General features: G+C 52.1%; 20 protein-coding genes and 1 riboswitch. Of the genes, 10 read left to right on the plus strand and 10 right to left on the minus strand.

Annotated features, from left to right (window positions below; all coding sequences use genetic code 11):
• Positions 1 to 77: 77 nt before the first annotated feature.
• Together L6J37_RS18800 and L6J37_RS18805 are read right to left on the minus strand one after the other, a co-directional pair.
• Positions 78 to 1,646, minus strand: a complete 1,569-nt coding sequence (locus L6J37_RS18800; protein ID WP_237796195.1) for an AMP-binding protein — start codon at positions 1,644 to 1,646, stop codon at positions 78 to 80.
• Positions 1,647 to 1,722: 76 nt separating this feature from the next.
• A complete protein-coding gene (locus tag L6J37_RS18805) occupies positions 1,723 to 3,381 on the minus strand; it encodes an acyl-CoA dehydrogenase family protein (protein ID WP_237796196.1) in 1,659 nt (552 codons plus the stop codon).
• Positions 3,382 to 3,615: 234 nt separating this feature from the next.
• Between L6J37_RS18805 and L6J37_RS18810 the strand changes: the two genes are divergently transcribed.
• The 3 genes from L6J37_RS18810 (at position 3,616) to L6J37_RS18820 (ending at position 6,146) form a co-directional block, all read left to right on the plus strand.
• Positions 3,616 to 4,641 carry an AraC family transcriptional regulator gene (locus L6J37_RS18810; protein WP_237796197.1) on the plus strand — a complete coding sequence of 342 codons (1,026 nt, stop codon included), beginning with the start codon at positions 3,616 to 3,618 and terminating at the stop codon, positions 4,639 to 4,641.
• A 222-nt stretch (positions 4,642 to 4,863) separates the two neighbouring features.
• Positions 4,864 to 5,337, plus strand: a complete 474-nt coding sequence (gene ibpA / locus L6J37_RS18815; protein ID WP_192017657.1) for a small heat shock chaperone IbpA — start codon at positions 4,864 to 4,866, stop codon at positions 5,335 to 5,337.
• A 203-nt stretch (positions 5,338 to 5,540) separates the two neighbouring features.
• The gene (locus tag L6J37_RS18820) at positions 5,541 to 6,146 is read left to right on the plus strand and encodes a GNAT family N-acetyltransferase (protein WP_330872809.1); all 606 of its coding nucleotides are present in this window, start codon (positions 5,541 to 5,543) and stop codon (positions 6,144 to 6,146) included.
• 99 nt (positions 6,147 to 6,245) lie between these two features.
• Here L6J37_RS18820 and L6J37_RS18825 read toward each other — a convergent pair whose 3' ends face one another.
• Positions 6,246 to 7,496 carry a valine--pyruvate transaminase gene (locus tag L6J37_RS18825; RefSeq protein WP_237796198.1) on the minus strand — a complete coding sequence of 417 codons (1,251 nt, stop codon included), beginning with the start codon at positions 7,494 to 7,496 and terminating at the stop codon, positions 6,246 to 6,248.
• A 466-nt stretch (positions 7,497 to 7,962) separates the two neighbouring features.
• Here L6J37_RS18825 and L6J37_RS18830 point away from each other — a divergent pair, with 466 nt between their 5' ends.
• Entirely contained in the window at positions 7,963 to 9,243 is a 1,281-nt protein-coding gene (locus L6J37_RS18830; protein ID WP_237796199.1) for a DUF1835 domain-containing protein, read from the plus strand.
• Between the two features lie 191 nt (positions 9,244 to 9,434).
• Here L6J37_RS18830 and glyS read toward each other — a convergent pair whose 3' ends face one another.
• Together glyS and glyQ are read right to left on the minus strand one after the other, a co-directional pair.
• The gene (gene glyS / locus L6J37_RS18835; protein WP_192017660.1) at positions 9,435 to 11,507 is read right to left on the minus strand and encodes a glycine--tRNA ligase subunit beta; all 2,073 of its coding nucleotides are present in this window, start codon (positions 11,505 to 11,507) and stop codon (positions 9,435 to 9,437) included.
• A 9-nt stretch (positions 11,508 to 11,516) separates the two neighbouring features.
• Positions 11,517 to 12,428, minus strand: coding sequence for a glycine--tRNA ligase subunit alpha (gene glyQ, locus L6J37_RS18840; RefSeq protein WP_237796200.1), 912 nt, complete (start codon positions 12,426 to 12,428; stop codon positions 11,517 to 11,519).
• 276 nt (positions 12,429 to 12,704) lie between these two features.
• On the opposite strand from glyQ, the gene L6J37_RS18845 reads away from it, so the two are divergent.
• Together L6J37_RS18845 and L6J37_RS18850 are read left to right on the plus strand one after the other, a co-directional pair.
• A complete protein-coding gene (locus tag L6J37_RS18845; protein ID WP_192017661.1) occupies positions 12,705 to 13,397 on the plus strand; it encodes an OmpA family protein in 693 nt (230 codons plus the stop codon).
• 94 nt (positions 13,398 to 13,491) lie between these two features.
• Positions 13,492 to 13,640: riboswitch (yybP-ykoY riboswitch) on the plus strand.
• Positions 13,641 to 13,682: 42 nt separating this feature from the next.
• The gene (locus L6J37_RS18850; protein ID WP_218386744.1) at positions 13,683 to 14,240 is read left to right on the plus strand and encodes a TMEM165/GDT1 family protein; all 558 of its coding nucleotides are present in this window, start codon (positions 13,683 to 13,685) and stop codon (positions 14,238 to 14,240) included.
• Between the two features lie 97 nt (positions 14,241 to 14,337).
• On the opposite strand, the gene tusA is transcribed toward L6J37_RS18850, so the two are convergent.
• The gene (gene tusA, locus L6J37_RS18855; RefSeq protein WP_192017663.1) at positions 14,338 to 14,586 is read right to left on the minus strand and encodes a sulfurtransferase TusA; all 249 of its coding nucleotides are present in this window, start codon (positions 14,584 to 14,586) and stop codon (positions 14,338 to 14,340) included.
• A 136-nt stretch (positions 14,587 to 14,722) separates the two neighbouring features.
• Between tusA and L6J37_RS18860 the strand changes: the two genes are divergently transcribed.
• Positions 14,723 to 14,905, plus strand: coding sequence for a hypothetical protein (locus tag L6J37_RS18860; protein WP_027251764.1), 183 nt, complete (start codon positions 14,723 to 14,725; stop codon positions 14,903 to 14,905).
• Positions 14,906 to 15,032: 127 nt separating this feature from the next.
• Here L6J37_RS18860 and acuI read toward each other — a convergent pair whose 3' ends face one another.
• From acuI to L6J37_RS18880, 4 genes are all read right to left on the minus strand, one after another.
• Positions 15,033 to 16,016: an acrylyl-CoA reductase (NADPH) gene (gene acuI / locus L6J37_RS18865; protein WP_237796201.1), complete on the minus strand. Its 984-nt coding sequence runs from the start codon at positions 16,014 to 16,016 to the stop codon at positions 15,033 to 15,035.
• A 149-nt stretch (positions 16,017 to 16,165) separates the two neighbouring features.
• Positions 16,166 to 17,335, minus strand: coding sequence for an acetyl-CoA C-acyltransferase FadA (gene fadA / locus L6J37_RS18870; RefSeq protein ID WP_192017665.1), 1,170 nt, complete (start codon positions 17,333 to 17,335; stop codon positions 16,166 to 16,168).
• A 17-nt stretch (positions 17,336 to 17,352) separates the two neighbouring features.
• Positions 17,353 to 19,515 carry a fatty acid oxidation complex subunit alpha FadB gene (fadB, locus tag L6J37_RS18875; RefSeq protein WP_192017666.1) on the minus strand — a complete coding sequence of 721 codons (2,163 nt, stop codon included), beginning with the start codon at positions 19,513 to 19,515 and terminating at the stop codon, positions 17,353 to 17,355.
• A 123-nt stretch (positions 19,516 to 19,638) separates the two neighbouring features.
• A complete protein-coding gene (locus L6J37_RS18880; RefSeq protein WP_218386746.1) occupies positions 19,639 to 19,884 on the minus strand; it encodes a hypothetical protein in 246 nt (81 codons plus the stop codon).
• Between the two features lie 126 nt (positions 19,885 to 20,010).
• On the opposite strand from L6J37_RS18880, the gene L6J37_RS18885 reads away from it, so the two are divergent.
• From L6J37_RS18885 to hemG, 3 genes are read left to right on the plus strand one after another with little or no spacing between them, the layout of a single operon-like run.
• Positions 20,011 to 20,643, plus strand: a complete 633-nt coding sequence (locus L6J37_RS18885) for a YigZ family protein (protein WP_192017667.1) — start codon at positions 20,011 to 20,013, stop codon at positions 20,641 to 20,643.
• 20 nt (positions 20,644 to 20,663) lie between these two features.
• On the plus strand, positions 20,664 to 22,121 hold the full coding sequence (locus tag L6J37_RS18890) for a TrkH family potassium uptake protein (protein WP_192017668.1): 1,458 nt from the start codon (positions 20,664 to 20,666) through the stop codon (positions 22,119 to 22,121).
• Between the two features lie 10 nt (positions 22,122 to 22,131).
• Entirely contained in the window at positions 22,132 to 22,656 is a 525-nt protein-coding gene (hemG, locus tag L6J37_RS18895; RefSeq protein WP_218386748.1) for a menaquinone-dependent protoporphyrinogen IX dehydrogenase, read from the plus strand.
• Positions 22,657 to 22,896: the final 240 nt, after the last annotated feature.

A 22,896-nucleotide genomic window follows, 5' to 3' on the forward strand; every position in this document is an offset into this window, starting at 1 on the left:
CTGATAATAACCGTGTACTGATATAAGAACGCCGCTCATCACCGAGCGGCGTTTTTTTATGCTGGTTATCCCCTTAATCAGGCCGTGCGCAGTTCACGGCGCAGAATTTTACCGACAGTGGATTTGGGTAATTCCTGATGAACGGAAACATGTTTGGGCACCTTGTAGCCCGTCAGGTGTTCGCGGCAGAAGGCGATGATGTCGGCTTGGTCTAACCGGGCGGAAGTGGTGATGTGCGCGTGCACCGCTTCGCCGGTTTTCTCATCCGCTTCACCCACCACAGCCGCTTCGACAATGTGTTCATGGCGACACAGCACTTCTTCAATCTCGTTTGGGTATACATTAAAGCCGGACACTATGATCATGTCTTTGAGTCTATCGACTATCTTGATGTAACCATCTGGCGCAATGAAACCCAGGTCGCCGGTTTTGACGAAACCGTCTACCAGCACTTTGGCGGTTTCATCCGGACGCTGCCAGTAACCCTGCATAACCTGCGGGCCTTTGATCACCAGTTCGCCCACTTCGCCCTGAGGCAGCGGCCGGTTATTCTCGTCCCAGACTTCAACCACAGTGTTAATCAGCGGCACTCCGACACTGTTGATTTGTTCGCAGTCGAAGTTGTTGAGTGTCGATACCGGCGAGGTTTCTGTCAGCCCCCAGCCCTCGGTGATGGTGCAGCCAGTGATGGATTGCCACAGCTCGAACGCTTTGCCTGTCAGGGCTGCGCCGCCGGAAAAGGTAATTTTCAGGGAGCTGAAATCCAGTTTTCTGAATTCCGGGTGCTGGCATAAGCCGACAAACAGGGTGTTGATACCGGCAAAACCGCTGAAGCGATTCGTTTGCAGGGTGTTGATGAAGCCTTCTATGTCCCTCGGGTTCGGGATCAGCACGTTTTGCGCGCCCAGATAGAATAGTCCCATCATGTTCACCGTAAAGGCATAGATGTGGTAGAGCGGCAGCGGACAGATAAAACTTTCCTCGCCCGGGGTCCCTTTTTGCAGAATGCGGTGACTCATCTGCGCGGCATTGGCCAGAATGTTGCCATGGCTCAGGCAAGCCCCTTTAGCCACCCCGGTTGTGCCCCCTGTGTATTGCAGCACGGCAATGTCATCCGTGCCGGCCGTATTCGGGCGCAGGGCAGCTTGTTCTTTGCCGCTGGCGATCGCTGTGTTAAAGGCAATGTACTGATGACCTGCCTCGGCACTGTTTGTCAGCAGATCTGTTGCTGCGGTCACCAGGACGTTTTCCACCGGAACCTGCTCGCGGATGGCTTCATACTTGGGTAATAAATCTTCCAGAATAATCAGTGCTTTCACACCGGCATCACTGAACTGGTGCTGCATTTCCCTGGGCGTGTAGAGCGGGTTGGTATTAACCACTACCAGTCCGGCGCGGATCGCGGCATAGGCGGCAATCGGATACTGAATAATGTTAGGCAGCTGAATGGCAATGCGATCACCGGCCTGCAGCCCGCTCTGGTGCTGCAGCCACTGCGCCAGATGCCGCGAGCGCTGCTCAATATCGCTGTAGGTCAGGGTCTGCCCCAGACAGTTAAAGGCCGGGTTATCTGTATAGCGGGCAAAACCGTCTTCCAGAAAATCCGCCAGGTTGGTAAAGCTGTTCAGGTATTGGTATGCATCCATGATGTGCTCTCTTCTTGTTCCGTTCAGGGGGTGCCTCCGCGTCTTGACGGAGGCTTATTGTTATAGGGTGGGTGGTTCAGATTTTGGCCAGTGCCCGTTCCACGATGGATTTGGCATCAATGTCTGCCGGCAGAGTGCCGAACTGGAAATAATGATCGGATAAGCGCGCCTGGGTGAAGGCCTCGGCAATGTGAGGTTCGCCATAGCTGAACAGAGTCGCGGCCTGCCAGATCAGCGCCAGCTGCTCCATCATTTGCCGGGCACGGAGCTCAATGTTTTCCGTGCTGGCAAATTCGGCTTTCAGTTGTGCCAGCTTGCGGTCGAACAGCGGGTGCTTACCTTGTGCCTGGTCAAATTCGGCAAACAGGGCGCTGAAGGTATCGGGTTCACGCTGCAGCACGCGCAGCAGGTCGAGGCACTGCACATTGCCTGAGCCTTCCCAGATCGAATTGACCGGCGCTTCGCGATACAGCCGGCTGGCAATGTTCTCTTCGACATAGCCCACGCCGCCAATACACTCCATGGCCTCGGCGGTATGCTGAATCGCCCGCTTGCAGATCCAGTATTTACCGATGGCCGTTGCACTGCGGATCAGGGCTGCTTGTGTGTTGTCCTTGCTGTTATCCAGCGCATGAGCAATGCGCATGGTGATCGCCAGTGCCGCTTCTGCTTCCAGTGCCAGATCAGCCAGCACATTGATCATCAATGGCTGGTCATGAAGATTGCGGCCGAAGACGCTGCGGCCTGAGGTATGCCAGATCGCTTCTTTGGCGGCCTGGGCCATCAGTGCACTGGAGCCTATCATGCAGTCGAAGCGGGTGAGGGCAACCATGTCTATGATGGTACGGATACCGCGGCCTTCCTCGCCAAGCAGCCAACCGTGCGCGCCGCGAAACTCGATTTCAGAGCTGGCATTGGATTTATTGCCCAGCTTGTTTTTCAAGCGTTGAATTTGCATCGGGTTTTTACTGCCGTCTTCGCGCCAGCGTGGCACCAGAAAGCAGGACAGTGTCTCGCCGGTTTTGGCCAGGACCAGAAATGCATCGCACATAGGTGCGGAGCAGAACCATTTGTGACCGACCAGGCTGTAGAGTTTACCCGGCCCGGCGTCAGCGACCGGGGTTGCCCGTGTGCTGTTCGCCCGGACATCCGAGCCGCCCTGTTTTTCTGTCATCGCCATGCCTATGGTGACCCCGGCTTTGTCGAAATAGGGCTTGTTAGTGCCGTCATACACAGTGGCTGTGATTTTCGGCAGCCAGAGTGCTGCAACGTCAGGCTGGTGCTGCAGGGCTGGCACACAGGCAAAGGTCATGGTCAGCGGGCAGCCGGAGCCGGGATCGGCCTGGTTGTGCATAAAGGCCAGTGCCGCCCGGGCAACGTGGGCACCGGCTTTGGGCTGTGTCCACGGCAGGCTGGTATGGCCGTTTTCGATCGCGTGCGCCATGAGCTGGTGGTAAGCCGGATGGTAATCGACCTGATCAACCCGGTACCCGAAGCGGTTATGGGGCTGAAATTCCGGTAAATGTTTATTGGCCAGAAAACCGGCTTCCTGCAATTCATGGCCAATATGATGACCAAAACTCGACAATCGGCTGTTTGCCCAGTCCCCGGAAAACCGGGCTACCCAATATTTCAATATGCTGTCAGAGTCATATGTATTGTAGTGTTCTAAGGGTTTTGGCTGGTTCACTACTGTGTGAGTATCCTGGCTGGTGGCTGGGTTGAAAGGTTCCATATTCGGCTCTCTTTGGTTAGAAGGGTTCAGAGTGTCCTGTTGATCTGCTATGGGTTTGGCGAGCATGGCATTCGACATTCCCCGTCAATGCTATTAACATCGCCTTAACATGGACTTTATACGAGCAGCCATGTTTGGCTATGTCTGTTCACGCCAATTTATTGTTGATCTGCGCAATCGGCAGCTGTGATGACATTTCTGGGAGGCAAACCGCATTAGAGCGGGGCAGTATTGATGGAAGGCTATTACTCGACCCTGAGCAGTTGGATGATCCCCATCGCGAAAGCGATGCAACATTACGGACTGGATATGGAGCAGGCCCTGCACGAGTGCGGTCTCGACATCCGTGAACTGCAGAACCAGGAAGTGCGGGTCTCAATCCGTAAATTGTCGGCACTGATAGATTATTGTAATCGTTTTTTACCCGAGCAGGATTTTACTGTTCAGATTGCACGGTATTTTCATCCCGGTGTTTTTCATATTCTGGGCTACGCCATGATGTCGGCGGATACGCTGGAGGAGGCGCTGTTGCAGCTTGTCGCCTACAACAGTGTGGTCTGTGACATCAGTAATCTTCAATTAATCGAGAACCCGGATACTCTGGTACTGGATGTCGCTTTGGTGGCCAGGAATGAAGAACAGTCTGTGCTGATGCGCCGCCAGGAGCTGGAAGCTTTTATGGCGATGGTGGTCAGTTTTGCGCGTGATGTGGTTGATGCCGATTTGAAACCGGCTTATGTCACGTTCCAGTTTTCTCCGCCGGCAGATCAAGGGCACTACCTGACCGCATTCTTCCAGTGCCCGGTCAGCTTTGGTCAGGCGCGTAATTTGCTGGCGTTTGACAGTGGTGCCGCCAGGCAGCCATTGCTCAGTGGCAACCCGACGATAAGGACAGGCCATGAAAAGATCCTCAACGAATTTCTGGCTCGTATCGATCGCCACGATCTGGTGCACCAGGTGAAGTGCAAAATTCTTGAACGGCTCTCACTGGGCGCACCGAGCCAAACCCAAGTGGCTGCTGCGTTAGGGATGAGTGTGCGTAATTTGCAGCGTAAACTCAGCGAGCTTGGCACCAGCTATACGCAGATACTGGAACACAGCCGCAAAACCTTGGCGCTTAACTATATGCGCCGGCAGGATTTCTCCTTAAGTGAAATTGGCTATTTGGTGGGCTTTGCCAGCGATGCCAATTTTCACCGCGCGTTCAAGCGCTGGACAGGGCAGGCACCGGGCGAATACCGTCGTCAGTTGCTGGCCTGACACCTTGTCATCTTCCTTGTCCTTGTCTAGGGGCGAGCTGTCGTTGTGAACCGGCCCCGACAATTTTTTTTCAATTCTCCCTTGAAGCCAATTCAGATGCCCTTATATCTATTGGTGAAGCAGGAGGTGCCAGACACTGGGCCTTCACAGGTTTGTCCACGAGGAAAACCCGCTTCATGACTGACTTTCGTAATAGTATTGCTTCATAGAAGGATAGTGATTATGCGTACCTTAGATTTTACTCCTCTGTACCGTTCTGCCATTGGTTTCGACCGTCTGTTCAACCAGATGGAGCAAAACCTCAATAACAGCAATGGCGGATATCCTCCATACAACATAGAGCAGCAGGATGAAAACCACTACCGTATTACCATGGCGGTGGCCGGTTTTTCTGAAGCCCAGATGGACATCAGTCAGCATCAAAACCGCCTGATTGTGACGGGTAAACGTGCTGATGCCGACAACAACCAGGAACAGCGTCATTATCTGTATCAGGGCATTGCTGAGCGCGATTTCGAGCGCAAGTTCCAGTTAGCGGATCACGTAAAAGTGGTGGGTGCCTCGATGGAAAACGGTTTGCTGCACATCGAACTGGAACGGGAAGTCCCAGAAGAAGAGAAACCGCGTCGCATTGCGATTAACGGACAACGTCTGTTGGGGCAAGAAGACTCGGTGGTGAGTCATTCCGCTGAATAAGACTTGTGAAAGTACTGTATGGAAGGTCAGCCTGTGGGCTGGCCTTTTTTATATGTGAGCCAACCTGATGAGAAGCAGGCTATGTTTCACGTGAAACACAGGTGCTATCTCATGATGAAGGTTTCACGTGAAACAATACTTCATTGACGCTTTGGTTAGGATTATCCTCTTCAAGCTGTGATCTATTTTGAAGGAAGAAAAGTGTGGGTAAGGAAACCAAACCACAATTAAACCCGAAACGTCAGCGTGTCAGTGCAGCCTGCCTGCAGCCGTTGTTGCCAGCGAATACACCTGACGGATTGTCCCTCGTTACGGCTGCAGACCACCATGAACGTTTTGTTTTCAAATTAAAGAAAGCCGCAGAACGAGAGGCTGTCACTCAGATCTTTGGATGGGATGAAACCTTACAGTACCAACTGCATCTGTCTGAGTGGCAGGATTGTAAACCCTTGTTGATTCTGATGGACGGAACTCCGATTGGCAGTGTGTTACTGGAAATGATTGCGCCCGAATGTCATTCGAATACCGAACAAGACAGTCGCGATCTCCCTCAAAGTTATTTCAGCCGTTTCTTTCTTTTACCGCAATGGCAGGGACGGGGGATTGGCAGTGCGGTGCTACGGGCAGTGATTGCCTGGTCTGACAAAGCACATCGACCTTGTTGCTTAATGTATTTACAAGGCAATCCAGTGAGCGGTTTATATCGGCGGTTCGGGTTTGAAAAGATCACTGAAGATTCTCAGTTTGTCACCATGGTTTACCATCCGTATACAAAACAACCCTCTGAGCCACCTGTATCTGTGACATAAATTGTGCTGCTTGCAGACGACTCTGTCTGGGTTCAGATGAACAAACAGGGCAGTGAATGCCCTGTGAATTGTCTTTCAACGCTGGGTTCAGTGACACTGTTAGCCTTGCTGATAGGCTTTTGCGATTTCTTCGGCAATGATAGCAATGCCGCGCTGCATCTTTTCATCTTCCTGCACATAGTTCATGCGCAAACATTCATGGCCGTGTTGCCAGTCTTGTTCCAAACCAATGAAAAAATATTCACCGGGCACTATCAGTACCCCTCGTGCTTTCAGGCGTCGGTACAGTTCCATGGTGGTGATTGGCAGCTCTTTAAACCACAACCAAAGGAACATGGCACCTTCCGGTTTGTGGATCCGAAAACGCGGGTCTGGAATGGCTTGTTGCAGCCATTGCACCGCCTGCTGCGATTTTTTGTGATAGTAAGGTTTGATGACAGTTTCACTCAAACGCAATAAGTCGCCTTGCTCAATCATCTTGTTGGCAATTGCAGGGCCGACACTGCCCGGCGCCAGGCTGAGCACACCGTTCATGTTGGCCAGCGCTGTGGTGATCTCTTCACTGGCAATAACGATGCCGCAACGCACGCCGGGTAACCCCAGTTTAGAGAGGCTCATGCACAGGATAGTGTTGCGGTTCCAAAAGGGAGTGACGTCTTCAAAAATGATGTCAGGGAACGGCATGCCATAAGCATTATCTATGATTAACGGGATGTTGTGCTGCTGAGCGAGCTGATCCAAATGACGAATTTCTTCGTCGGTCAGGACATTGCCGGTCGGGTTGGTTGGCCGCGACGCGCAGATAGCGCCCACACTGTCATCTAGGGTCAGGGCGTTGAAATCGACGTTGTACTTGAACTGGCCGTTATCCAGTAAGCTAATCTCCGGCCTATAAGAGATAAACATATCCGGGCTGACGCCGGCATCCCCGTAGCCGATATATTCTGGCGCAAGCGGTAGCAGGATTTTCTTGCGGCGGCCATCGGGAAATTCACCAGCCAGCAGGTTGAACAAACTGAAGAAGGCGCTTTGGCTACCGTTGGTCAGGCTGATGTTTTTGCTGCTGATATCCCAGCCGTAACGTTCACTCAGCAGGGCAGCCAGCGCATTAATAAAGGTGTTTTTCCCTTGCGGCCCATCATAGTTTGTCATGGCTGCTGTCAGCTCGCCGCTTTGGTTCAAACTGTTATTGAGCTGGGTAAAGTACTCCACCATAGCCGGTATCTGTGCCGGGTTACCGCCACCTAGCATGATGGCTTCCGGATTACGCAGGCCATCATTCAAATCATCCATTAATTGGGTAATGCCTGAGTAGCGGGCAAACTTGTTACCGAATGTAGAAAACTCCATCTTGCTTCGACCTCAGTGTGTGTCTTGTTGTGATTTTTTTGTGGGTGAGCCAGACAACATACAACAATGATACATACAGTGAAAGTGGCTTTAGTCACTGCAGTCCCACATAGTGTTCATCATATGTTCCACGTGAAACACAGTTGTAAATCAGGCGTGTCACTTTAAGTTTAGATGAAGCTATCCGGTGAACCGTTGTGGTGGCGACACGGCCCTCAATGGTGCGAGATGGGAGGGTGATGAGTCGTGAGTGATGAGTGCGATGCTGAATATTTAGGTGTGTTGATCCCGCGGTTGGTGCTTGCATAATGGGCCGGGTGTTGTAATCTTGAATGGCGCTGCCTGCGCCTCCTGCTCGCGGAAAGGATAGTATCCAGGGTCACTGGCTTTTGTAACACAGCCGACAACGTATTTCTGCCTTCTCTTCTGTCAGGCGAGCACAGGAGCTAAAGAGAATGGGGAAATCATGAATTCAGACAATGCATTTTCGTTTAACCTGAACTACCTCAAATCCCAGGCTAAGCATCGCCTGAAAGCCATACGCCGCGGCGATCACCATGCCTTGCAATCTGTTAAGCAGCTACATCCGAAACAGGCACAGCTCAATCCGGACAATATTAAACTGGCAGATATCCAATTCGTGATGGCCAGGGAGTGTGGGCTACCCAGCTGGAGCCGCTTGAAACACCATGCTGAAATGCTTGAGCATCACAAACAGCAAATGGCGCAGGGTAGTGAAGCGCTGGATAGGGATCTCACCACATTACACATTCGCTGCGGCCATGATATTGCACAGCGCTTAGAGCTGGCGGGCTTTCATGGTGACTTCTTGCCATTTATTGATCCCTACTGCATGGGGCCGCTTTGCTCAGCGCCCGATTTCGAACGGGAACGCGCTGAATACATCCGGCAGTCTTTACTGAGTGAAATCGGCGATCCGCGCACGACGGATGACATCCTGACTGAGACGGCGGACAAGCTAGCGCAGCTCGCAAAACCTGATTATCACCGGCTGGTATTCTGGGTCGAGCACGATAATTACGATCAACTTATGCTGATACGTCTGCTGACGCATGTTGCGACACTGCCGGGTGTGGCTGGCCGTCAGCTTGAGATCATAGAAGTGAATCATTTTCCGGGTAATAGCCGTTTTATCGGGCTGGGCCAGTTACCCGCTGAAGGGTTGAGATCGCTCTGGCAGCACAGACGGCCTGTGGATGCCATTACCTTGGAGAGAGCAAGAGTACTGTGGCAGGGGTTCTGTTCCCCTGATCCTGCGGCGCTGCTTGCTTTGCTCAATGCCTCCTGGCTGAGCCAGTTCGAAAACATGGCGCAGGTGATACACCGTCATTTGCAGGAGCTGCCGCATCAGCAATCCGGCTTAAGCCTGACTCAGTCGTTGGCACTGTCTGTGTTGTCGGCATCGGGCAAGATGACGGTTGCCGATCTGTTTCGTGGCTATCAAGCGCTTGAGCCGTTACCCTTTTTGGGCGATCTGATGTTCTGGGTATTGCTCAAGCCGTTGCTGCAAGTCAGTCAGCCTTTAATCTGTCTTGAATCATCACCCGGTTCTGCTTCGTGGCAGGAGCAGATTGTCAGTCTGACTGAGCAGGGAAGCTTATGCCTGTCACAGCAGCGCAAGATCGTGTGTAGTGCTTACTGGGTTGGGGGAATTAGAGTCAGCCCCGAACAACATTGGACCTGGGATCATGCATCGCTGTCTTCATTGCATCTGGTTCAAGGTTAGCCGGGTAAAGCAGACAGTATGGCTTGGGCGTTTCACGTGAAACACTCTGTGGCAGCGAGCCGGCTGTCAGGTGTCTGATTCTGGCTGGCAGCTAGTAGGACCTGACAAGACGGGACAAGCAGGTAAAAGAAAGCCCGCTGGTGCGGGCTTTGTGATCAGACTAGAGAGCCTGTGACGCTCATTAATGGCTATCAGTTCTGGAGCAGTGAAATATCTGCCACTTTTAGGAACTGATTACGTAGCTGGTTGAGCATTGTCAGCCGGTTCACTTTCAGGGCTTGGTCATCAGCCATTACCATCACGTTGTCGAAGAAGGCATCGACTGAATCGCGCAGGGTAGCCAGCTCTGAAAGGGCTTGCTGATAATCACCGGCAGCAAAAACAGGGGTCAGTTTAGCGGTAACTGCTTCCACGTTTTTCGCCAGAGCTTTTTCGGCTTCTTCAACCAGTAACTGGCTGTCGATTGCCGCAGGTAACTCACCATCAAATTTCGCCAGGATATTGCCGACACGCTTATTGGCCGCAGCCAGTGATTCCGCCGCGTCCAGAGAGCGGAAATGGCTGACCGCTTTAACGCGCTTATCAAAGTCAGCCGGTGAGGTCGGGCGACGGGCCAAAACGGCCTGAATCACATCAACCGTGTGGCCTTCATCCTGATACCAGGCACGGAAGCGGCCCAGCATGAAATCAATCACATCGGCTTCTACGTTATGGTTCGTCAGCTTATGGCCAAACAGCGCTTTGGCTTTGGCAATCATATCGACCAGATCCAGCTGATAGCCTTTTTCTACCATGATGCGCAGGGCACCCAGAGCAGCTCGGCGCAGCGCGAATGGGTCGTTGGCACCTTTAGGGTGCTGGCCGATACCGAAGATACCTACCAGGGTGTCCATTTTGTCAGCCAGTGCAACCGCCGCTGCGACATCGGAGCCCGGCAGGCTGTCGCCGGCAAAACGTGGCATGTATTGCTCGTTGAGCGCCACTGCAACATCTTCGTGCTCACCGTCAAGCCGCGCATAGTGCATGCCCATTACGCCCTGAGTATCGGTAAACTCGAAGACCATGGATGTCATCAGATCGCATTTTGACAGCAGGCCAGCACGCTCTGCGTGCTCTATATCAGCACCAATTTGCTGAGCGATGTAACCGGACATCGCGGTAATACGATCTGTTTTGTCACGCAGGCTGCCCAGCTGTTTCTGGAACAGCACGCTGTCCAGCTCGTGCAGGCGATCAACCAGCGGGCGCTTACGGTCGGTGTTAAAGAAGAATTCAGCATCTGCCAGACGAGGGCGGACGACTTTCTCGTTCCCCTCGATAATGTGGCGCGGCTCTTTCGACACTATGTTAGTGACGAAGATAAATTTCGGCAGCAGCTTGCCTGCCGCGTCATAGACAGGGAAGTACTTCTGGTCACCTTTCATGGTGTACACCAGGGCTTCTGCCGGAACGTTCAGGAATTCTTCTTCAAAAGAGGCGGTCAGAACAACCGGCCACTCGACCAGAGAGGTGACTTCTTCTACCAGCTCGTCTTCCAGATCGGCGGTGCCGCCAACGGCAATGGCGGCTTCTTTGGCACCGGCAATGATATGCGCTTTACGGGTGTCGTAGTCAGCGATCACTTTACCGCGCTCTTCCAGGATAGCAGGGTACTGATCTGCATGTTCAATGCTGAACTCTGCTTCACCCATAAAACGGTGGCCACGAATGGTACGCGCTGATTCCACACCCAGAATCGTGCCGGGGATCAGCTCGTCATTAAGTAGCATGACCAGAGTTTTTACCGGGCGGATAAATTGTGTCTCTTTATCGCCCCAGCGCATAGGTTTCGGGATAGGCAGTTTTGCCAGTGCCGCCGCTGCCAGTTCGCACAGCAGTTCGGTTGCGGCTTTGCCTTTGACGGCTTCTTTGTACAGTAACCATTCGCCTTTGTCTGTCTGCAGGCGTTCAGCCTGCTCGACAGTAATGCCGTTACCGCGCGCCCAGCCCTGAGCGGCTTTGGTCGGGTTACCGTCAGCATCGAAAGCAACGCTGATCGCAGGACCGCGCTTCTCGACCACCTTATCAGCCTGGCCTTCTGCCAGTGCGGTGACTTTCAGAGCCAGCCGGCGTGGTGCGGCGTACCATTTGATATGGTCAAAGGCTAATTCAGCCGCGTTCAGTTCCGCCGTAAAGTTTTCGGCAAAGGCTTCTGCCAGGGTGCGCAAGGCTTTTGGTGGCAGCTCTTCCGTACCCAGTTCAATCAGAAAATTCTTGTCAGCCATGCGTGATCCTTACTTGTCTTTTTTACACATCGGGAAGCCAAGTGCTTCACGAGAGGCATAGTAGGCTTCAGCCACTTGCTTGGTCAGGTTACGGATGCGCAGGATATATCGCTGACGCTCAGTCACCGAGATCGCTTTACGGGCATCCAGCAGGTTGAAGGCATGGCCAGCTTTCAGAATACGCTCGTAAGCCGGCAGCGGGAGAGGCTGTTCCAGTTCAAGCAGTGACTTACACTCTTTCTCGCATTGATCAAAGAAGGTAAACAGGAAGTCGACATCAGCGTATTCAAAGTTGTAGGTCGATTGTTCTACTTCGTTCTGGTGGAAAATATCACCGTAGGTCACTTTTCCTAAAGGTCCGTCGGTCCATACCAGGTCATAAACAGAATCGACATCCTGAATGTACATGGCCAGACGCTCGATACCGTAAGTAATTTCACCGGTTACTGGTTTACATTCCAGGCCGCCGACTTGCTGGAAGTAGGTGAACTGGGTGACTTCCATACCATTCAGCCATACTTCCCAACCCAGACCCCAGGCACCCAGCGTCGGGTTTTCCCAGTTGTCTTCCACGAAGCGGATATCATGCACCTGCGTGTCTACGCCCAGCGCTTCCAGCGAGCCCAGGTAAAGTTCCTGAATGTTGTCTGGCGATGGTTTGATGATCACCTGAAACTGGTAATAGTGCTGCAGACGGTTAGGGTTTTCACCGTAGCGGCCGTCGGTCGGGCGGCGTGATGGCTGCACATAGGCGGCCGCAATAGGCTCTGGGCCCAGTGCACGCAGGCAGGTCATTGGATGCGAGGTACCGGCACCCACTTCCATATCCAGCGGCTGCACGATAGTACAACCTTGCTGGCCCCAGTAATCCTGAAGCGCCAGAATCATGCCCTGAAAGGTCTTGATGTCGTATTTTTGCATTGTCAGCTTCGCGAGATCCGTTGATATAAGTAGAAAAGATAACAATCCAGTATACCTTGGGTCGCCTTGAGGGAGTAGGGGCAGCGCACGTTTTTTGCGCATAACAGTATCGAATGTAAATTTTTGTCATCAGGCTTCCGCTATAAGCAGAAACAAGGTAAAAAAATTGACAGGTTTTTGATATCTGCAGTCTCTACTTGACTACAATGCAGCAGGATAATGCTAGCGGAAACGGGCGTTCCGTTCGGCAAACTTACAATTTATCGGGGAAAGAACATGCAACAACATCATTCAACAATGTCACGTAAGTGGGTACGCGCTATCCTTTTGGCCGGTGTTACTACTATGGTAGCTACGGGCTGTACCACAGTTAATCCCTACACGCGTGAAGATCAGACAGCAAAATCAACCAGTGGTGCTCTGATAGGTGCCGTTGCTGGCGCGGCTATCGGTGTGGCCTCTTCGAGTAAAAGCGATCGAGGTAAAGGGGCGCTGATCGGCGCAGCTTCTGGCGCGGCGCTGGGCGGAGGTGTCGGCTATTACATGGATGTGCAGGAAGCAAAACTGCGTCAGCAACTGGAATCAACCGGTATCAGTGTGACGCGTGAAGGCGATCAGATTGTGCTGAACATGCCAAACTCGATCACTTTCGGTGTCGACCAGTCTAACCTGAGCCAGCAGGCGATGAATGCACTGCAAAACGTGGCTTTGGTGGTGAAGGAGTACGATAAAACACAGCTGAATGTTTACGGTTTTACTGACAGTACAGGGTCTGAATCTTACAACCTGCGCTTGTCTCAGGTCCGTGCCAGTGAAGTCAGCAACTATCTGGTTCGTACGGGCGTAGCGGCGCAGCGTGTTCTGGCGAAAGGTATGGGTGAAGCTCATCCGGTAGCTTCCAATGGCAGCGATCAGGGGCGTGCTCAGAACCGCCGGGTGGAAATTGTCTTAAGCCCGACCGCGTCTTAATCACACCAACAGCATGAGTTCAGGAAGGAAGGGAAGATTGGCTTCCCTTTTTCGTCACTTGATTCCGGGTGCCATTCTGGCTATCATGCCAGCTCCTTTGGGGAGTAGCCTGCCGTTCTGACGGCACAATCATCAACATAATTGAAGCAAAATCTTCATGGTGATTGTGACTGACCATTACTCCGGTCAGTTTGGCGAGACCATAGGCAAATCGACATGAACCGGGGTGGGGCGTGTCAGTTTGTCTTTGGTTAAAATTATAATCCTCGCCCCAATGAGCATGTCGTGAGCATTTTAGCTGTTTCTATTACCACGGTCGCCCTGGCTGAGATTGGGGACAAAACCCAATTGCTGTCATTGTTACTGGCCAGTCGGTACCGTAAGCCTGTTCCTATCATTCTGGCCATTTTCCTGGCGACTCTGGCCAACCATGCTTTAGCGGCCTGGTTGGGCGTGGTCGTTGCTGATTACTTATCGCCTGAGATTTTAAAATGGGTGCTGGTAGTGAGTTTTGTGGTGATGGCGGGTTGGATTCTGATCCCGGATAAACTGGATGACGATGAAACCATTTCAAACCGCGGCCCGTTTATTGCCAGCTTCATTGCCTTTTTTGTGGCGGAAATCGGTGATAAAACCCAGGTGGCAACCACCATGCTCGGGGCAAAATACCATGACGGCCTGATGCTGGTCGTGCTGGGCACCACTATTGGTATGCTACTGGCAAATGTGCCTGTAGTACTGATCGGTAAGCTGTCAGCTGACAAAATGCCATTAGGGTTAATCCGCAAAGTCACTGCTGTACTGTTTGCTGTACTGGCGCTGGGTGCCGCCTTTGGCCTGTAATCCGGTTCGAAGCAGGGAGCGGGCGTCTTATGCCTGCGATTAATGAGATTGTCATAAGGCAGCGTTAGGCTGCCTTACTTATTTTTGTAGCTTGTTGCTATGACTTGCCTTTGCGGATCAGGAAGCGGTATGGCAGTGAGTCTGTTTCCGCCGCCAGCAGCGTATGGTCCATAAACCGGCAAAAGCTGGGGATGTCTCTGGTTGTGGATGGGTCATCGGCCAGCACTAATAGTGTGTCGCCATCTGCCATCCTGCGAATAGTTTTACGCACCATCATGACAGGTTCCGGACAACGCAGTCCTTGTGCTTCCAGATTGTGAGTGGCGGATTCAAATTTCGTGATCATAGTGAAGCCATATCGTAAATGAGAGCCAGATCATACTCACGGATAATAAACAATCAACCGGGGGTTGGCAAAGGTAACAATTATGTGTAACTTAGTTAACAACTTGTTAACCAATTTGTCATCGCGGGAGGTGGAGATGATTACTCAGATGGATAGACTGACTATTTACTGTGTGCTGTGCTTTATCGCTTTCTGCTCTATTGTACTGCGCAATGCAAATGACTTAACTCTCTTTTCGCTGGCAGGCTTAGTGGCCGCGGCGATCGGACTCTGGCTCGAGCTCTCTCATTCTCCTGAGCTTGAAGAAGAGGAAAGCTAACTTTCACATCTACTACACTCCCCAGTTTTCTTGGGCTTCCCCGCTTTTATAGCGGGATTTTTTTTATCCGGGGTACAGAAAAAATCACCCGGCCCGTGTGGCAGACCGGGTGATGAGAGATGGTTTATCAGGACAGTTTTACGAGTGTACGCCCGGTGACCTGACCCTTAATAATGGCTTGGGCATATTCCGGTACTTGTTCCAGCGAAATGGGTTGTCCTGCTTGCTGATAAAAACTATCCGGCAGCAATTCGCTCAGACGCTGCCATGCCTGCTGGCGTTTTTCATATGGGCAATACACAGAATCGACCCCTAACAGCCGTACATTGCGCAGGATGAAAGGCATCACTGTGGTTGGTAAATCAAATCCGCCAGCCAATCCGCAGGCCGCAACCGCACCGTTATAATCCATTTGGGTCAGTACTTTGGCCAGGACTTTGCTGCCCACAGTGTCGACTGCACCCGCCCAGCGCTGCTTCTCCAGCGGTTTGGCCGCTTCTTCCAGTTCACTGCGATCAAGAATGGAAGTCGCCCCCAGTTGTTTGAGCAGATCGCCATTTTGCGAAGCGCGACCGGTGACAGCGGCGATGCGATAACCCAGCTTAGCCAGGAGCGTTATCGCGACAGAGCCGACACCACCGCTGGCACCGGTGACCAGAATCTCGCCAGACTCAGGCGTGATACCCGCATCTTCCAGCGCCTGAATACAGAGCATAGCGGTTAATCCGGCTGTACCGATAACCATTGCCTGTTCGGGGTTTAAACCTGCCGGGAGGGGAACCAGCCAGTCGGCTTTCACACGGGCCTGCTGAGCCATGCCGCCCCAGTGGTTTTCACCGACGCCCCAGCCGGTCAGTACCACAGGATCGCCCGCCTGGTAGCGGTTATCACTGGAGGTGATGACAGTACCTGCAAAGTCGATACCCGGCACCATGGGGAATTGGCGGATAATTTTGCCAGCGCCTGTGATAGCTAGGCCATCTTTGTAATTGAGCGAGGAATAGTCGACAGCCACAGTGACATCGCCATCTGGCAGCTGGCTGCTGTCAATATCACCAACATGAGCTTGGGTGGTGTTATCTTGCTGGTTGAGGATCAGTGCCTTAAACATTACGGTTCTCCGTGCTGGGAATAAGCGTCTGTTTGTGATTGTAATGAGTCAGAGTGTCTCATATCTGAACATAAAACAACTTTTTGTCTGATTATCGATATAAAAAAGCCCGCGACAGGTGCGGGCTTAATCGGTGTTGTGATAACGGATTAGTCGTCGACGCGCTCAAAGATGGTCGCAATACCCTGACCCAGACCGATACACATGGTCGCCAGGCCGTATTTCACATTCTGATGTTCCATCAGGTTGATCAGTGTGGTTGAGATACGTGTACCGGAACAGCCCAGAGGGTGACCCAGTGCAATGGCACCGCCGTTGAGGTTCACTTTTTCATCCATCGCATCCAGCAGACCCAGGTCTTTGGCGCATGGCAGAGACTGAGCAGCAAAGGCTTCGTTCAGCTCGATCATGCCGATATCATCGATAGTCAGGCCGGCACGTTTCAGCGCTTTCTTCGACGCCGGCACCGGGCCGTAACCCATGATAGATGGATCACAACCGGCTACCGCCATCGACTTGATACGGGCACGAATACGCAGCCCCAATTCTTTGGCTTTGCTTTCGCTCATGATCAGCATAGCTGAAGCACCGTCAGACAGGGCAGATGAAGTACCGGCTGTCACTGTGCCGTTAGCCGGGTCGAAAACAGGACGCAGACCTGCCAGACCTTCAACTGTGGTTTCAGGACGAATCACTTCATCAAAGTCGAATACTTTCAGTATGCCGTTCTCGTCATGACCTTCGGTGGGCAGAATTTCATTTTTGAAGCGGCCTTCAACGGTAGCGGCATAGGCGCGCTGGTGAGAGCGTGCAGCAAATGCATCCTGTTGTTCACGGCTGATGCCGTGCATACGGCCCAGCATTTCAGCCGTCAGGCCCATCATACCGGCAGCCTGAGCCACAGATTTTGACAGACCAGGGTGGAAATCCACACCATGGTTCATCGGCACGTGACCCATGTGTTCCACACCGCCGACCAAGCAGATCTCGGCATCACCCACCATGATGGCACGGGTGGCGCTGTGCAGTGCGTCCATAGAAGAACCGCACAGGCGGTTAATGGTGGTGGCGCCTACAGTGTGCGGGATACCTGCCAGCAGTGCTGCGTTACGGGCAACGTTGAAGCCTTGCTCCAGAGTCTGCTGGACACAGCCCCAGTAGATATCTTCAATGGCCGTTGGGTCAACCTGAGGGTTACGCTCCAGCAGACCTTTCATCAGGTGTGCTGACAAATCTTCAGCACGTTTGTTACGGAAAGCACCAGCTTTTGAACGCCCCATAGGGGTACGGATGCAATCAACAATTACGACGTTATTCATGTGTGTGTTCCTCGTCCTTAAGCGTTTACTGGTGCGTTGTAATAGCTTTCGCCTTTAGCGGCTTTGTCACGAAGACCGGCAGGGACTTCGTAAACAGCACCCAGATGCGCGAATTTTTCTGCCATTGCGACATAGTTCGCCAGGCCGATTGAATCCAGGTAACGGAACACCCCGCCGCGGAATGGAGGGAAGCCCAGGCCGTAGACCAGCGCCATATCCGCTTCTGCCGGTGTGGCGATAATGCCTTCTTCCAGACAACGCACTACTTCGTTAATCATAGGAACCATGGTACGGGCGATGATGTCTTCATCACTGAAATCAGCGGCACGGCTGACAACAGGAGCCAGCAGCTCAGCCACTTCTGGCGCCAGATCTTTCTTCGGCTTGCCTTTTCTATCGACAGAGTAGGTATAGAAGCCTTTGCTGTTTTTCTGGCCCAGACGCTGGCTTTCGAACATCACGTCGACCGCATCTTTGTAGTCTTTACCCATACGCTCCGGGAAGCCTTCTGCCATCACAGCCTGTGCATGGTGCGCGGTGTCGATACCGACAACATCCAGCAGGTAAGCCGGACCCATTGGCCAGCCGAACTTCTTCTCCATGACTTTATCAACTTTGGTGAAATCAGCGCCGTCACGCAGCAGCAGGCTGAAACCAGCAAAGTATGGGAAAAGTACGCGGTTGACGAAGAACCCTGGGCAGTCGTTGACCACGATAGGGGATTTGCCCATTTTGGCCGCGTAAGCCACCACGCGCGAAATGGTCTCTTCCGAGGTGTGCTCACCGCGGATAATTTCAACCAGTGGCATGCGGTGTACAGGGTTGAAGAAGTGCATGCCGCAGAATTTTTCCGGGCGCTTCAGCGATTTCGCCAGCAGGTTGATTGGAATGGTAGAAGTGTTCGAGGTGATCACAGTGTCGTCGCCGACACGCTCCTCCACTTCCGCCAGCACTGCTGCTTTCACCTTCGGGTTTTCAACCACAGCTTCAACAATCACATCGGCTTCTTCAATGCCTGCGTAATGCAGCGTGGGCTGGATAGACGCCAGGATTTTGGCCATTTTCAGGCCGTTCAGCTTACCGCGCTCCAACTGCTTGTTCAGTAGTTTAGAGGCTTCATTCATTCCCAGATCCAGTGATGGCTGAGCGATGTCTTTCATGACAACCGGTACGCCTTTCAATGCAGACTGGTAGGCAATACCGCCGCCCATAATACCGGCACCCAGAACGGCTGCGCGTTGGGTGTCTTTGCCTTCTTTAGCAGCTTGCTTCGCTTTGCCTTTGATGTACTGATCATTGAGGAAGATACCGACAAGCGCTGGGGCGACGTCACTTTTTGCCAGTGCCACGAAACCTTTATTTTCAACTTGCAGGGCTTCATCACGGCTCATGCCAGCGGCTTTTTCAATACACTTAACGGCAGTGATTGGGGCAGGATAGTGAGGACCGGCAACTTGCATCACCATGCCTTTGGCCATAGTGAAGCTCATGGTCGCTTCAATTTTGTTCAGTTTTAGTGGCGCTTTTTTCTGCTCACGGCGTGCTCGCCATTCCAGCTTGCCGGCAATGGCATCTTTCAGCATGGTCAGCGCTGCGTCACGCAGGGTCTCAGGTGCCACAACGGCATCCACAATCCCAAGTTTTAAGGCTTCGTCGGCTTTTTTGGCTTTGCCGCCAGCGATGATGTCCATGGCCGGGTCGGCGCCAATCAGGCGAGGCAGGCGTACGGAGCCCCCCCAGCCAGGCATGATGCCCAATTTGGTTTCTGGCAGGCCTACCAGCGCAGTATTGTCTGCAACGCGCATGTCGGTTGCCAGCACGCACTCACAGCCGCCACCCAATGCAAAGCCGGTAATGGCGGCAATGGTCGGTACTGGGATGTCTTCCAGGCGGTTAAAAATGACATTGGCTTCTGCCAGCCAGCTGGACAGAACATCCGCGTCTTGGGTCATGATGTCAGGAAACTCGGTGACGTCCGCACCAACAATAAAGGCGGATTTACCGGAAGTCAGGATTACGCCTTTCAGTTCATTTTGCTGATACAGCGCGTTGATAGCTTCACTGAGGTTTTCCAGGGTCTTGCGATCAAGCTTGTTGACGCTGCCTGGCGCATTGAAGTTGATTTCCGCAATACCATCTTCCAGATAGCTTACGGATAGGGTTTCACCTTGGTAAATCATGTTCTATCTCCGTGAATACCGGTTCATTGCCGGTTTGATTTTGACTGGTTTGGCCTCCAACCAGGTTAAAGATTAGTCTGAACCTGTTGAAAAGGGATTTCAACACCTATTTTAAACAATTGTTTAAACTTTGATATTGGTATGTAACTGAAGTTGTTTTACGTAGCTTGTGTTTGACTTCTCCGTAGATTCCTCGGCATCGGTATTGTTTTTTTTGTGTTTTATATCAATTATTTGTGTGATTGGTTGGCAGTGTGCCACCATGCCTTCTCGGTAAGCTTTCATCCATGTATAGCTCATGAAAGTGATAACAATGGCGTTACCTGTTGAAATTTGTGCGGGCTGTGGCGAGCGATCGGCCAAACTCACTTTCATCACCAGAATGGAAAAGCATGCTTGATAGACGGCGATTCGGCTCTTTGTTGTTCGCTGTGAATCTGTGAGCGCGTTTATGCTATTCTTGCGCCTTTGTATGGCGTGATGTGAGCAGGCAAAATGGATCAGGCTCCTTATCTAATACCAGCGGAACCCGTTGTTTTCGAACAAGAGATCAAAAAAAGCCGCTTCATTACCTATTTAGCCCACACATCTGGTGTGGAGGCGGCGAAAGCCTTTGTTCAGAGCATCAAATCACGGCATGCAGATGCTCGTCACAATTGCTGGGCTTTCGTGGCTGGTCGCCCTGAAGATTCCATGTCATGGGGGTTCAGTGATGACGGCGAGCCCTCCGGAACGGCGGGTAAACCTATGCTGGCCCAGCTCAGTGGCAGTGGGGTCGGTGAAATAACCGCTGTTGTCACGCGGTACTACGGCGGTATCCGGCTGGGTACGGGCGGATTAGTGAAGGCGTATGGCGGCGGGGTGCAGCAGGCGCTTGCTGTGCTCATCACTAAAGAAAAGGTCATTACTTCACCACTTTATGTCCGCTGTGCGTATAATCAGGTGCCTTTACTTGAGGCTGTGATCGCTGAGCATCATGCTGAAGTACAGCGCGCTGATTACGGGGTTGATGTCACTATGGACATTCTGCTCGATGCTCGCTTAGCCGAAACATTCAAGGCAGTGCTGATCAATCGCAGTGGCGGCCGGATTGTGATTCAGGACGCAGACAATATTTTGAAGAATTAAAAGTGAGCGCCCGCTAGATTATGCAAATTCGTTCCATTATCCGTATCGTTGGCCTGTTACTGGCGCTATTTAGTGTCACTATGCTGGTACCGGCCCTTATAGCCTTGCTGTACCGTGACGGTGCGGGTTTCCCTTTCGTGGTGACTTTCTTTATTTTGCTGGCGGGCGGGGCGGCACTCTGGCTGCCTAATCGCCATCAAAGGCGAGAACTGAAAGCCCGTGACGGATTTTTGATTGTTGTGCTGTTCTGGACAGTTATCGGCAGCGCCGGTGCTGTGCCCTTTATTTTGTCTAAGACACCGGATCTTTCTTTTACTGATTCTTTTTTTGAGTCGTTTTCCGCACTGACTACCACGGGTGCCACCGTCATTGTGGGGCTTGATGAATTACCTAAAGCCATCTTGTTCTACCGACAAATGCTACAGTGGTTTGGTGGTATGGGGATCATTGTGCTGGCCGTGGCCATCTTGCCTGTCTTAGGCATCGGTGGTATGCAGCTTTACCGGGCTGAAATCCCGGGACCGGTCAAGGACAGTAAGATGACGCCCCGTATTGCTGAAACGGCCAAGACACTCTGGTATATCTATCTGACACTGACTGTTGCCTGCGCCGGAGCTTTCTGGGTGGCAGGGATGGATCTCTTCGATGCCATAGCACACAGCTTTTCGACCGTCGCTATTGGTGGCTTTTCGACGCACGATGCCAGTATCGGTTATTACAACAGTACTGCCATTAATATGGTCACTGTGGTCTTTCTATTGATCTCCGCCTGTAACTTTTCATTGCACTTTGCGGCGTTTTCCAACCGTGGCCATAACCTGCGGACCTATTGGCGGGATCCCGAGTTCAAGGCTTTTCTCGTGATACAGCTGATCCTGCTGTTGATTTGCTATGGCATGCTAATGAAGCACCAAACCTATGACACCTGGTGGGCAACGCTGGATCAGGCGCTGTTTCAAACTGTGTCTATCTCAACGACAGCCGGTTTTACCACAACCGGTTTTTCTGAATGGCCGCTTTTTCTGCCTGTATTGCTTCTGTTTTCTTCCTTTATAGGGGGGTGTGCAGGATCGACGGGGGGCGGGATTAAAGTGATTCGTATACTGCTGTTGTTTTTGCAAGGCGTCAGGGAGCTCAAGCGCCTGGTGCATCCCCGTGCTGTGTATACCATCAAAGTAGGCAACAAGGCCTTGCCGCAGCGTGTGGTAGATGCGGTTTGGGGATTCTTCTCCGCCTATGCTTTGGTGTTTGTTATTTGCATGCTGGTTCTGGTCGGGACGGGAATGGATGAGCTGACGGCATTTTCGGCAGTCGCTGCCACTCTCAATAACCTGGGCCCGGGGTTAGGGCAAGTTGCCGTTCATTTCGGGGAGGTGAACGACGCAGCGAAGTGGACATTAATCGTGGCCATGCTGTTTGGGCGTCTTGAAGTTTTTACTTTACTGGTGTTATTCACCCCGACATTCTGGCGAAACTAAGGAGAAGTGTGTGGAGAAGGTTTTATTGCTGCACTCCAGTTGTGACGGTCAAACCATCAAAATCTTACGCTATATAGAGCAGCAGTTAGGCGGGCACTATCTGTGTGAGACCCAGGATATTCATCAGTCACCTGAGATTGACTTCACTCGCTATGATCGAGTGTTGATTGGTGCTTCCGTTCGATATGGCCATTTAAATAAAAAGCTGTACCAGTTTGTAGAGCAGAATCAGCAAGCTCTGGATAAACATAAAACGGCTTTCTTCTGCGTAAACCTGACCGCGCGTAAATCTGGCAAGGATACGCCGGAGACCAGCGTCTATGTGCAGAAGTTCCTGCAAAAATCGCCTTGGCACCCCAAACTCTTGGAGGTATTCGCCGGAGCGCTGCGTTATCCGCGCTACAACTGGTTTGACCGAACCATGATTCAACTCATTATGCGGATGACAGGCGGGGAAACCGATACGACAAAAGAAGTTGAATATACGGATTGGGACAGGGTTAGTGCTTTTAGCCGGGCATTCAAGCAACTTTAGTGGCTAAAAAGAGGTGCTTTTGGTGAGCTTTTGTTCGAAAAACAATAAAATCAAAAAAAACCTGAAAATGCGCTTGCGCCCTGAATTAAAGTCCCTATAATGCCGCCTCACTGAACGGGGTTACGGCAAAGAAAGCTGAAAACCAGAGGTTCACAGGAAAGTTGTTCTGAAATAGATTGAAAAAAGTGTTTGACACTGTTTTTCATTTCGATAGAATGGCCGCCCTGTCCACGACAAGCC

It is taken from the genome of Photobacterium sp. WH77, assembly GCF_022014395.1.
In the GTDB taxonomy this organism is placed as follows: domain Bacteria; phylum Pseudomonadota; class Gammaproteobacteria; order Enterobacterales; family Vibrionaceae; genus Photobacterium; species Photobacterium arenosum.